Origin of the sequence: Bradyrhizobium sp. SZCCHNR3119, from assembly GCF_032487775.1 — a bacterium.
Taxonomy (GTDB): Bacteria; Pseudomonadota; Alphaproteobacteria; order Rhizobiales; family Xanthobacteraceae; genus Bradyrhizobium.
This window is the reverse complement of sequence record NZ_JAUEUV010000002.1, coordinates 175696-188055: the sequence shown is the minus strand read 5'-3', so window position 1 is coordinate 188055 and position 12360 is coordinate 175696. Positions and strand designations below refer to the sequence as shown.

Below are 12360 nucleotides of genomic sequence, written 5' to 3'. Positions count from 1 at the left end.
GCGTCCCCTCTTCAGTCGGGGACTCGCTGCATTCCCCGTCAGTCCCGCTTGCCCTGAACCCAGTGCTCGAGCATCTGCAGCGCCATGGCGCGGTCATCATCGGAGGCCTGCGCAAAGGCGCGGTTATAGCTCTCCTTGATCCAAGCCTCGTCGGCGCCTGCCCCTTCCCGCGCCAGGGTCAGGAACATCAGCCCGCGCGCGGGCTGGCGCGGCAGCCGATCGCCGTTGAACAGCATCTGGCCGAGCAGCGCCTGGGCCTGGTGCTGGCCCTTCTGGGCCGCCAGACCGAGCCAGCGCGCGCCGTAGCGGAAGTCGTCCCGCGAAGCGTCCGAGGTCTTCAGATACAGCCGCGCCAGATCATATTGAGCGTCGGCATTGCCGAAATAGGACGCAGCATAGGAGAACATCTCCCGCGCCCGGTCCGTGTCTGGCTTGACCTTCGAGTTCGGGATGCCGCTCAGATAATACCGGCCGAGCGCAACGAAGGCGTTCGCCACGATCTGCGCCTGCGGCGCCGACGGACTATCCTCGGCATGGGCATTGGCGATCCGGCTGAAATAGTCAAATGCACGCAGATCGTCCTGCGCGACGCCGTCGCCGGCAGCGTACATGCGCCCGAGCTTCCACTGCGCAATCGGATGACCCTCGTCCGCCGCATATTGCAGCGCCGTCAGCGAGGTCGGCTGCGGCGCCGCGGTCGCGGCGGTCTGCGGTACCGCCTTCCGCAACGCCGCCGCACCGGCGGCGGACGGAACCGTGGCTACAGGGATGGTCGGCTCCTGATTGACCGGTGCACCGTCGAATGCAAATGACGGCTGCGCCAGCGCCAACGGGGCGACGCCCAACATCAATGCAAAAATGATACGGTCAGATGTCCGCATAGCAATATGTCTCTTGCGCACTACCGGGGTGGGTGACGGCCCCCGCCACTGCTGGCCCAACCTGCTGGGCATATTTCCAAAGCACGCCCGACATATGATTCGTCGCGCGCGGCTGCCATTTGGTTTTGCGTTCCGCAAGCTCGGCGTCGGTCAAATTTACGTTAAGCCGACCGGCGATTGCGTCGATCTCGATGATGTCGCCGTCCTCGATCAGTGCGATCGGGCCGCCGACCGCGGCTTCCGGCCCGATATGCCCGATGCAGAAGCCGCGGGTCGCACCTGAGAACCGGCCGTCGGTGATAAGCGCGATCTTACCGCCCATGCCCTGGCCGGTCAGCGCCGCCGTGGTCTGCAGCATCTCTCGCATGCCCGGGCCACCGCGCGGTCCCTCATAGCGGATGACGATGACTTCGCCTTCCTTGTAGGTGCGCTTCTGAACCGCCTCGAAGGCGTCCTCTTCCCGGTCGAAGCAGCGGGCCGGCCCAGTGAATTTCAAATTCGACATACCCGCGACTTTCACGATCGCGCCCTCCGGCGCGAGATTGCCTTTCAGACCGACGACACCTCCGGTCGCAGTGATCGGCTGATCAGCCGGCCTCACCACATCCTGGTGCGGATTCCATTTCACGCCTTTGAGGTTTTCGGCGATCGTCCGGCCGGTGACTGTGAGGCAGTCGCCATGCAAATAGCCATGATCGAGCAACGTCTTCATCAGAAGCGGAATGCCACCAGCTTCGAACAGGTCTTTGGCGACATAGCGGCCGCCCGGCTTCAAATCCGCGATATATGGTGTCTTTTTGAAGACTTGAGCTACATCAAACAAATCGAATTTGAGGCCGGCTTCATGCGCGATCGCTGGTAGATGCAACGCAGCATTCGTCGAGCCGCCGGACGCCGCGACCACTGCCGCAGCGTTCTCCAGCGACTTGCGGGTGACGATATCGCGCGGCCGGATGTTGGCGGCGATCAGCTCCATCACCTGCTCGCCGGCGGTCATGCAGAAAGCGTCGCGGATCTCATAAGGTGCTGGAGCGCCAGCGGAATATGGCAGCGCAAGGCCGATCGCCTCGGAGACGGTCGCCATCGTGTTGGCCGTGAACTGGGCGCCGCAGGCTCCCGCCGACGGACAGGCGACGCGCTCGAGTTCGTCGAGGTCGGCGTCCGACATCGCCCCCACCGAGTGCTTGCCGACCGCCTCGAACATGTCCTGCACGGTGACCTGCTGGCCGCGGAAATTGCCGGGCAGGATCGAGCCGCCATAGATGAAGATCGAGGGCACATTCAGCCGCACCATCGCCATCATCATGCCGGGCAGCGATTTGTCGCAGCCGGCCAGCCCGACCAGCGCGTCATAGGAATGGCCGCGGATGGTGAGCTCGACCGAATCGGCAATGCACTCACGGGACGGCAGCGAGGAGCGCATGCCATCGTGGCCCATCGCGATGCCGTCGGTCACGGTGATGGTGCAGAACTCGCGCGGCGTGCCGCCGGCATGCGCGACGCCCTTCTTCACCGCCTGTGCCTGCCGCATCAGGGCGATGTTGCAGGGGGCAGCCTCGTTCCAGCAGGAGGCGACGCCGACGAAGGGCTGGTGGATCTGGGCCGTGGTGAGGCCCATCGCATAGAGGTAGGACCGATGGGGCGCGCGTTCAGGACCTTCCGTCACGTGACGGCTGGGCAACCTGCGCTTGATGTCGGTCTTGGCGTCCATCGCGAATCTGGCTTTCGCCGACACCAATGCGAGACAAGAAAACCCGTTTCCCTGAAATGGATTTCCTCTCCCTCACGCGCCGGTCACTCACTGAAAGCAATATTTCACGAAGGGGTGTGGCCAAAAAGCGGCGCAGTCGTGGAGGGCCTGAGATCGCAACATGACGCTCGCAATCTGTTGCGATCTCGCAACGTTCGTGGCCGGCACGCAACCATTTTCGGTTATATAATACCTTGACGGCCAACCACCTCGGCCCGTGTGACGCGCGGATTCAGCCCCTACGGCCAAGCAGGGCCTGAGCGAGGATCCCGGAGACCCAGTCCAGGAACACCCGCAGGCGCAAGGTCAGCTGGCGATTCTGCGGATACAGCGCCGAGAGCGGGGTCGGCGACGGCGGGTAATCGGTCAGGATCTCGACCAGCGCGCCTTCGGCGAGATCGTCCGCAAAGCGGTAGCGCGGCGCCTGGACCAGGCCCAGCCCGAGCTTGGCGAGGTCGGCCGAGGTGTCGGAATTGTTGACCGTGACGCGGCTCGGCAACGTCACCTGCCGGACCGTCCCGCCGGCGCAGAATTCGAGCGGCAGCACCTCTCCGGTCCGCGACGAGATGAAGCCGACCATCTGGTGGCCATCGAGCTCGTCGGGCGTCGCCGGCATGCCGTGCTTGGCGAGATAGGCCGGGCTTGCGACGGTGATCTCCTCGATCATGCCGAGCCGACGGAGAATCATCCCGCTATCCTCCGGCTCGCCGGCGCGGATCACGCAATCGACGCCCTCTCGCAGCAGATCGACCAGGCGATCGCCCTGCCCGATCCGCAGATCGAGGAGCGGATAGCGCGCCAGGAAGTCCGGCAGATGCGGCAGCAGGAAGGTGCGCGTGAGGTGCGGATGCGCATCGATCCGCAACAGCCCGCGGGGCTGAGCTTCGCGCAACGCGACCTCCGCCTCCTCCAATTCGGCCAGGATGGCAACGCAGCGCCGATAATATTCCTCGCCGTCCAGGGTCGGCGTGACATGCCGGGTGCTCCGCTCCAGCAGCCGTGCGCCGAGACGAGCCTCGAGCTGTTGCAGCGTTTCACTCGCCGTCGAGCGGGGCACGCCGAGGTCGGCGGCCGCCGCCGTGAAGCTCCGGCGCTCCACCAGCCGGACGAACAGGCGCATCGCATCGAACCGATCCATGCGCGATTGTTCGCTTGGCCCGACAAGTCATGTCAAGTTGCCTGGGATGATCTGCCCCGACAGCCCAGCTATCGATCTCGCACCGAGACAGGACCGATACGGAGCTGGACATGCCATTTGCGAACATCAAGGTGCCACAGGCCGCGCTTTCCAAGGCGCAGAAGGAGGAGATCGTGCATCGCGTGACCTCCATGTTCGTCGACTATTTCAGCGAGGCGGCGCGGCCTCACGCCATGGTGCTGATCGAGGAGGTGCCCGACGGCGGCTATGGACGCGCCGACGAGGTGTTCGTGATCCCGCAAGCCTACCGCGCAAAGGACTGATGAACGCGCCTACCTACTCCGTAGAGACGCCGGCCGCCTTGATCATCGGCCACCATTTGCCGATCTCGGCGCGCTGCTGCGCACCCAGCGCCTCCGGCGTCAGTTGATCCGGCGGCGTCTTCTGCAGTCCCAAATTCTTGAGCTGCTTCTGCACCTCCGGGTCGTTCAACGCGGCCACGGCGGCGGCATTGAGCTTGGCAATGACGTCGCGGGGCGTCCGCTTCGGCACCCACAGGCCCGACCACAGCGTCATATGAAAGCCCGGCAGCCCCGTTTCGTCGGTGGTCGGAATCTCCGGCGCGCTCTCGACGCGCTTGTCATCGGTCACGGCATAGGCCCGGATCGTGCCGGCGCGCACCTGATTGATCGAGTTCGAGGTCTGGTCGACGATGAGATCGATCTGACCGGCGACGAGATCGTTCAGCGCGGGTCCGGTCCCGCGATAGGGCACGAATTGCAGCTTGATGCCGGTGGCCTGTTCGAAATAGAGCCCGGCGATATGGCTGCCGGAGCCGTTGCCGGCCGTGCCGGCGGTGGCCGGCTCGGGACGCGATTTGAGCCAGGCCAGCAGTTCGGCCAGCGATTTCGCCGGCACCGCGGTCTTGCTGACGATGATCATCGGGTTGCTCGGCAACAGCACCACGGGCTCGAGATCGGCCACGAGGTCATAACCGAGCTTGTAGACCGCGCCGTTGGCGACGTGGGTGCCGAGATGGCCGAAGCTGACCGTGTAGCCGTCCGGCGCCGAGCGTACCGCGCGGCCGACACCGATCGAACCGCCGGCGCCGGTCACGTTCTCGATCAGCACGGCCTGGCCGAGCGTCCGCTTCATGTGCTCACCCAGGATCCGCATCATTGCGTCCGACGGGCCGCCGGCCGCGAACGGCACGATCACGGTGATCGGACGCGAAGGGTAGTCATCGGCGCGAGCGGGCGCGGCCAAGGCCGATAGCGCGAACAGGACAGCACAAAGCAAGCGTCGCATCACGTCCTCCCTCCTGGAGCATGATCTTCGCGGAAAAGCGCTACGCGCTTGTCCGGATCATGCCGAGGCCGCGGTGCTGATAGTTGTTAGAATTGCGTGTAGTCGATCACCTGGTGGCGATCGAGCGTACGTTGTACCGGCGGCAGCGGATATTTAAGGCCTGTGGCGCAATTGAACAGCATCACGCGATCATTTTTTGTGACGCGGCCGTCAGCCAGACTCTGCTTGTAAGCCGCATAGGTCGCCGCCCCTTCAGGGCACAAGAGCAGCCCCTCCTCGCGCGCCACTTCAGTGAGCGCAGACGAAATCTTCTCGTCATCGACCGCGATGGCGAAGCCTTTGCTCTCACGAACGGCGCGGAGGATCAGAAAATCTCCGACCGCCTGCGGCACCCGGATGCCCGACGCGATCGTATGCGCATCTTCCCAGCGCGTCGCATGCTCGACACCTGCTTCAAAGGCACGCACCATCGGCGCGCAGCCCGAGGCCTGCACCGCGACCATGCGCGGGCGCTTGCTGCCGATGAAGCCGATCTTCTCCAGTTCGTCGAACGCCTTCCACATGCCGATCAGGCCGGTGCCGCCGCCGGTCGGATAGAAGATCACATCGGGCACGTCCCAGCCGAGCTGCTCGGCGAGCTCGAGCCCCATCGTCTTCTTGCCCTCGATCCGGTACGGCTCCTTCAAGGTGGAAGTATCGAACCAGCCGACCTTGGCCTTGCCCTCGCCGACGATCTTGCCGCAGTCGTCGATCAGGCCGTTGACGCGGTAGACGGTCGCGCCCTGCAGCTCGATCTCGCTGACATTCACCTCCGGCGTATCCGCCGGGCAGAAGATGGTGGTCTTGATGCCGCAGCGGGTCGCATAAGCCGCGAGCGCCGCACCGGCGTTACCGTTGGTCGGCATCGCCATGTGCTTGATGCCGAGCGCCTTGCCCATCGACACCGCCATGACCAGCCCGCGCGCCTTGAACGAGCCGGTCGGCAACCGCCCCTCGTCCTTCACGATGATCTCGCCGCCGCCGAGCTTGGCCGAGAGCTTCGGCAGGTTGATCAGCGGGGTCATGACCTCGCCGAGGCTGACGATGTCCCGGCATTTGCGCACAGGCAGCAGTTCGCGATAGCGCCACAGGTCCGCGGGACGCTGGCCGAGCGCCTCCTTGCTCAACGACTTTTTGACGCCGGCAAGATCATAGCGCACCAGCAGGGGCTTGCCGGCCTTGGAGAGATTATGGACCTGATCCGCCGGATAGTGGTCGCCTTCCATCGCGCATTCGAGATGGGTGACGAAAGTCGGGCGCTCGATGGTGAGGTTGTCGCTGGATTGCACGGCCTGTTTCTTTCCTGCGTCGATCGCAATTCGTTGCGCGTCATTGCGAGGAGCGCGAGCGACGAAGCGATCCAGACCGATTCTGCAGACGCATGTCTGGATTGCTTCGCTTCGCTCGCAATGACTGTCATTCAGATGTTCAGCACGCGCCCGTAAGCGTCGAGCACGGCTTCCTTCATCATCTCCGACAGGGTCGGATGCGGGAACACCGTGTGCATCAGCTCTTCCTCGGTCGTCTCCAGATTCATCGCGACGACATAACCCTGGATCAGCTCGGTGACCTCGGCGCCGATCATATGCGCGCCGAGCAGCTGGCCGGTCTTCTTGTCGAAGATCACCTTGACCAGGCCCTGGTCTTCTCCGAGTGCAATCGCCTTGCCGTTGCCGACGAACGGGAAGCGGCCGACGCGGATCTCGCGCCCCTGCTCTTTCGCCTTCGCTTCGGTCAGGCCGACGGAAGCGACTTGCGGATTGCAATAGGTACAGCCCGGAATCATGAGCTTGTCCATCGGATGCGGATGCAGGCCCTTGATGGCTTCGACGCAGATCACGCCCTCATGCTCGGCCTTGTGCGCGAGCATCGGGGGACCCGCGACGTCGCCGATGGCGTAGATGCCGGGTACGTTGGTCTTGCCATAGCCATCGATCACGATGCAGCCGCGCTCGGTCTTCACCCCGAGCTTCTCGAGCCCGAGATTCTCGATGTTGCCGACCACGCCGACCGCCGAGATCACGCGCTCGAACTCGACCGTCTGCAGCTTGCCTGGGGCCTCCTCGATGGTCGCCACCACGCTGTCGGCCTTCTTCTCCAGCTTCTTCACGCCGGCGCCGGTGAGGATCTTGATGCCCTGTTTCTCGAAGCGCTTGCGCGCCAGGCCCGCAATCTCCGCATCCTCGACCGGGAGGATCTGCGGCAGCACCTCGACCACGGTGACGTCGGAGCCCATGGTGTGGAAGAAGGATGCGAATTCGATGCCGATCGCGCCGGAGCCGATCACCAGCAGCGACTTCGGCATCTTCTCCGGCACCATCGCCTCGAAATAGGTCCAGATCAGCTTCTTGTCCGGCTCGAGCCCCGGCAGCACGCGCGGCCGCGCGCCGGTCGCGACGATGATGTGCTTGGCCTGATAGGTGCCCTCGCCGAGCGCACCCTTCGGCGCTTCGACGTCCGATTTGGTCACTGTTATCTTGCCGGGCGCGTCGATCGTGGCGCGGCCCCAGATCACCGAGACCTTGTTCTTCTTCATCAGGAAACCGACGCCGTCGTTCAGCCGCTTCGAGACGCCGCGCGAGCGAGCGACCACCGCCTTCGGATCATATTTGATGTTGTCGGCGGACAGCCCGTAATCCTTGGCGTGCTGCATGTAGTGATAGATCTCGGCCGAGCGCAGCAGCGCCTTGGTCGGGATGCAGCCCCAGTTCAGGCAGATACCGCCGAGGTAGGATTTCTCGATGATCGCGGTCTTGAGGCCGAGCTGGGCAGCGCGGATCGCGGCCACATAGCCGCCGGGGCCGGAGCCGATGATGATGACGTCAAAGTTCGTGTCGGCCATAACGGTTCCGATCTCAGCTTGGATTTGTAGGGTGGGCAAAGCGAAGCGTGCCCACCGTCAAACGGCGAGCTTGTTGGATGGTGGGCACGGCGCAAAGCGCCTTTGCCCACCCTACAACGCTGCGCTGCGTTCGCGATGATGGCACGTCACACCATCATCATCACGGGATTCTCGATCAGCTGCTTGAAAGCGCCGATCAGTTCAGCGCCGAGCGCGCCGTCGATGGCGCGGTGATCGCAGGACAGCGTCACGCTCATCATGCTCGCGACCTCGATCTTGCCATCGCGAACGACAGGCCTCTCCTCTGACGTGCCGACCGCGAGGATCGTCGCGTGCGGAGGATTGATGACCGCGGTGAAATGATTGATGCCGTACATGCCGAGGTTCGACACCGCCGTGGTGCCGCCCTGATATTCCTCCGGCTTCAGCTTGCGTGCTCGCGCACGCGCAGCGAAATCCTTCATCTCGCCCGAGATCGCCGACAGCGTCTTGGTCTCGGCCTTGCGGATGATCGGCGTGATCAGGCCGCCGGGCATCGCCACCGCGACGCCGATGTCGGAATGCTTGTGCTTGACCATGCCGCCTTCGGTCCAGCTCACGTTACAGTCCGGAATTTTCTGCAGCGCGACCGCCATCGCCTTGATGACGAAGTCGTTCACCGAGAGCTTGTAGAGCGGCTTCTTCTCCTTGTCCTTTGGCGCAGCCGCATTGATCTCCTCGCGCGCGGCCAGGAGCTTGCCGATGTCGCAATCGATCGTGAGATAGAAGTGCGGAATGGTCTGCACCGCCGCGGTCAGGCGCTGCGCGATGGTCCGGCGCATATTGTCATGCGGCACGATGTCGTATGAACCCGGCTCGAACAGGGCCAGGATCTGCTTGTCCGACATCGACGGGGCGAGCGCGGGACCAGCCGCAGGCGCGGCGGCCGGAGCCTTCAGGCCACGGCCCGCCTTGGCCTCTTCGACGTCGCGCGCGATGACGCGGCCATGCGGACCGGTGCCGGAAATGCGCGACAGATCGATGCCGGCATCCTTGGCGAGGCGACGCGCGAGCGGCGAAGAGAACACGCGCTCGTGGCCGTTCATCTGCGGCGCAGGCGCCACAGCCTGCGGTGCGGGAGCCGCGGCCGGCTTCGCTGCAGCCGCCGGCGCCGCGGCCGGAGCCGGTGCAGCGACCGGCTTCGGCGCTTCAGCTGAAGGTGCCTTCTCGGCCTGCGGCGCTTTGGCAGGTGCCGCGCTGCCGGCGGCCTTCACATCCTCGCCGTCGCCGGCGAGCACCGCGATCACGTCGTTGACGGCGACGTCCTGCGTGCCTTCCGGCACCAGGATCTTGGCCAGCGTGCCTTCATCGACGGCCTCGACCTCCATGGTCGCCTTGTCGGTCTCGATCTCGGCGATGACGTCGCCGCTCTTGACCTTGTCGCCTTCCTTCTTGAGCCATTTGGCGAGATTGCCCTTCTCCATCGTCGGCGACAAAGCGGGCATCAGAATATTGATCGGCATGATCAGTGACCTTGTTTCGACCTTGGGGTGGTGGTGCCCATATCGGTCGGCCGAGCCAGCTCGGCTTCGAACATTTCGACGATGCGCGAGAGCGCTTCGTCTTCGGACATTTCGGTCTCGCGCGCATAGGCGCGCGCAGCATGGCGGGCCACATCGACCAGCAACAGCCCCCAAACGTCCGGCTCCTCGAAGGCGCGCTGGAACGCGATCGAGAGGCCACCGTCGAGCACGAAGGCGCGCAACACTTCGGTGGCGTCCTCGCGGCCGATGACGTCGGGCGGCAGCGGCTGCTCCTTGGGGCCGGCCATGGTGTCTCCTCGGCGCTTAGCGGTAGCAGACGGATTTCGCGGCCTGCACGACCTCAGCGGCCGAGGGCAGTGCCAGCTTCTCCAGGTTGGCCGCATAAGGCATCGGCACGTCCTTGCCGGAGACGCGCATCACTGGCGCATCGAGATAGTCGAAAGCGTGCTCCATGATGCGCGCGGCGATCTCGGCGCCGACGCCGCTCTGCTGCCAGCCCTCTTCCACCGTCACCGCGCGGCCGGTCTTCTTGACCGAGGCGACGATGGTTTCGGTATCCATCGGGCGCAGCGTGCGCAGGTCGATCACCTCGGCCTCGATGCCCTCCTTGGCGAGTTCCTCGGCCGCCTTGAGCGCATAGGTCATGCCGTTCGACCAGGAGATGATGGTGACGTCCTTGCCGGCGCGTGCGATCCGCGCTTTGCCGATCGGGATCACGTAGTCGTCGAGCTTTGGCACCTCGCCGGAGTGGCCGTAGAGCACCTCGTTCTCGAGGAAGATCACCGGGTTGGGATCGCGGATCGCAGCTTTCAAGAGCCCCTTGGCGTCGGCGGCCGAATAGGGAGCGATCACTTTCAGGCCCGGAACGTGCGAGTACCAGGACGAGTAATCCTGGCTGTGCTGGGCGGCGACGCGCGCCGCGGCACCATTGGGTCCACGGAACACGATGGAGCAGCCCATCTGGCCGCCGGACATATAGAGCGTCTTGGCGGCGGAATTGATGATCTGGTCCATCGCCTGCATGGCGAAGTTGAAAGTCATGAACTCGACGATCGGCTTCAGGCCCGCCATCGCGGCGCCGACTCCGGCGCCCGCAAAGCCATGCTCGGTGATCGGCGTATCCATCACGCGCCGGGCGCCGAACTCCTGCAGAAGGCCCTGCGTCACCTTGTAGGCGCCCTGATATTCCGCGACCTCCTCGCCCATGATGAAGACGTCGGCGTCGCGGCGCATTTCCTCGGCCATCGCGTCGCGCAGCGCCTCGCGGATGGTCATGGTCACCATCTCGGTGCCCGCCGGCACTTCGGGGTCGGGCTCGGCGACGCTCTGTGGCGCTGCCACACCGGTCGGCGCCGGCGAGGCCGGCATTGCGCCGGTCGTCTCGGCGGCCGGCGGCGCGGACTGCGCGGCCTTCATCTCGGGTGCCGGCGCTGCCGCCTTGCCGAGATCGGCAACGCTCTCGCCATCAGCGAGGATGGTTGCGATCGGCGTATTCACGGCGACATCAGCGGTGCCCTCGGGGATCAGGATCTTGCCGAGCGTGCCCTCATCGGTCGCCTCGACCTCCATGGTCGCCTTGTCGGTCTCGATCTCGGCGATCACGTCACCCGACTTGATCTGCTCGCCTTCCTTTTTCAGCCATTTGGCGAGGTTGCCCTTCTCCATCGTCGGCGACAGCGCAGGCATCAAAACTTGAATAGGCATATCAGCTCCGGAAAAACAGCGTCTGCGCTTAGCGATAAACGTCGGTGTAGAGCTCGGACGGATCGGGCTCGGGATCGGCTTGCGCGAAATCGGCGGCCTCGTTGACGATCTTGCGCACATCCGCGTCGATCGCCTTCAAATCCTGTTCGCTGACCTTCGCCGCGAGCAGGCGATTGCGCACCTGTTCGATCGGATCGTGGTCGTGGCGCACCTGCTCGACCTCCTCACGGGTGCGGTACTTGGCCGGGTCCGACATCGAGTGGCCGCGATAGCGGTAGGTCTGCATTTCCAGAATGTACGGGCCCTTGCCTTCGCGGCACCAGGCCACCGCCTTTTCGCCGGCGGCCTTGACCGCGCGCACGTCCATGCCGTCGACCTGCTCGCCGGGAATGTTGAAGGAGATGCCGCGCTTGGAGAAGTCGGTCTGCGCAGAGGCGCGGGTCACCGCGGTGCCCATGGCATAGCGGTTGTTCTCGATCACATAGACGACCGGCAGCTTCCAGAGCTCGGCCATGTTGAAGCTCTCATAGACCTGGCCCTGGTTGGCCGCGCCGTCTCCGAAATAGGCGATCGACACCGAGTCGTTGCCCCGGTAGCGATTGGCGAGAGCCAAGCCCGTACCCAGCGAGACCTGCGCGCCGACGATGCCGTGGCCACCGTAGAAATGCTTCTCGATGCTGAACATGTGCATCGAGCCGCCCTTGCCCTTGGAGTAGCCACCGCGGCGGCCGGTCAGCTCGGCCATGACGCCCCTGGCGTCCATGCCGGTCGCCAGCATGTGACCGTGATCGCGGTAGCCGGTAATGACCTGATCGCCCTGCTTGAGCGCCATCTGCATGCCGACGACGACCGCCTCCTGGCCAATATAGAGATGGCAGAAGCCGCCGATCGCACCCATGCCGTAGAGCTGACCTGCCTTCTCCTCGAAGCGGCGGATCAGCAGCATGTCGCGCAGCGCGGTCAGCTCCTGCTCTCTGGTAAATTCCGGCGGCGGCCCGCTTCCCTTTTCCGCGTTTACGTCTTTTGCAGCGCTTTTCTTGGGTGCGGCAGGTGCGGCCATAGCGATTCCGGCTTCAAAGGGGGAAGATTGAACGGCCCTCTCTATCCCAACTCAAACCGGGGTGGAAGGATTGCCGTTGCACGGCAGAAGTTTTGCTATACCGCAGTGCAGCGCA

General features: G+C 64.5%; 11 protein-coding genes. 1 reads left to right on the top strand and 10 read right to left on the bottom strand.

All coding sequences use genetic code 11. The features are described from left to right. Positions 1-38: 38 nt before the first annotated feature. The 3 genes from QX034_RS28125 to QX034_RS28115 form a co-directional block, all read right to left on the bottom strand. Positions 39-881, bottom strand: a complete 843-nt coding sequence (locus QX034_RS28125) for a tetratricopeptide repeat protein (protein WP_315704140.1) — start codon at positions 879-881, stop codon at positions 39-41. Then, positions 868-2592, bottom strand: a complete 1725-nt coding sequence (ilvD, locus tag QX034_RS28120; protein ID WP_315728940.1) for a dihydroxy-acid dehydratase — start codon at positions 2590-2592, stop codon at positions 868-870. The genes QX034_RS28125 and ilvD overlap by 14 nt, the downstream gene beginning before the upstream one ends. A 271-nt stretch (positions 2593-2863) precedes the next feature. Beyond that, a complete protein-coding gene (locus tag QX034_RS28115; protein ID WP_315807348.1) occupies positions 2864-3769 on the bottom strand; it encodes a LysR family transcriptional regulator in 906 nt (301 codons plus the stop codon). Positions 3770-3879: 110 nt separating this feature from the next. On the opposite strand from QX034_RS28115, the gene QX034_RS28110 reads away from it, so the two are divergent. After that, on the top strand, positions 3880-4092 hold the full coding sequence (locus QX034_RS28110) for a 4-oxalocrotonate tautomerase family protein (RefSeq protein ID WP_315704143.1): 213 nt from the start codon (positions 3880-3882) through the stop codon (positions 4090-4092). A 13-nt stretch (positions 4093-4105) separates the two neighbouring features. Here QX034_RS28110 and QX034_RS28105 read toward each other — a convergent pair whose 3' ends face one another. From QX034_RS28105 to pdhA, 7 genes are all read right to left on the bottom strand, one after another. After that, positions 4106-5077 carry a tripartite tricarboxylate transporter substrate binding protein BugD gene (locus QX034_RS28105; RefSeq protein ID WP_315744497.1) on the bottom strand — a complete coding sequence of 324 codons (972 nt, stop codon included), beginning with the start codon at positions 5075-5077 and terminating at the stop codon, positions 4106-4108. Between the two features lie 86 nt (positions 5078-5163). Next, a complete protein-coding gene (locus QX034_RS28100; protein WP_315807347.1) occupies positions 5164-6405 on the bottom strand; it encodes a threonine synthase in 1242 nt (413 codons plus the stop codon). A 131-nt stretch (positions 6406-6536) separates the two neighbouring features. Continuing rightward, complete coding sequence (lpdA, locus tag QX034_RS28095; RefSeq protein WP_315704146.1) at positions 6537-7958, bottom strand: dihydrolipoyl dehydrogenase; 1422 nt, start codon at positions 7956-7958, stop codon at positions 6537-6539. 146 nt (positions 7959-8104) lie between these two features. Next, positions 8105-9460 (bottom strand): pyruvate dehydrogenase complex dihydrolipoamide acetyltransferase, encoded by a 1356-nt coding sequence (locus tag QX034_RS28090; protein WP_315704147.1) that lies wholly within the window; start codon positions 9458-9460, stop codon positions 8105-8107. Between the two features lie 2 nt (positions 9461-9462). Continuing rightward, positions 9463-9768, bottom strand: a complete 306-nt coding sequence (locus QX034_RS28085; protein WP_008968862.1) for a DUF5076 domain-containing protein — start codon at positions 9766-9768, stop codon at positions 9463-9465. Between the two features lie 16 nt (positions 9769-9784). Beyond that, positions 9785-11185: a pyruvate dehydrogenase complex E1 component subunit beta gene (locus QX034_RS28080; RefSeq protein WP_315704148.1), complete on the bottom strand. Its 1401-nt coding sequence runs from the start codon at positions 11183-11185 to the stop codon at positions 9785-9787. A gap of 28 nt (positions 11186-11213) precedes the next feature. Beyond that, positions 11214-12245, bottom strand: a complete 1032-nt coding sequence (gene pdhA / locus QX034_RS28075; protein ID WP_315704149.1) for a pyruvate dehydrogenase (acetyl-transferring) E1 component subunit alpha — start codon at positions 12243-12245, stop codon at positions 11214-11216. Positions 12246-12360: the final 115 nt, after the last annotated feature.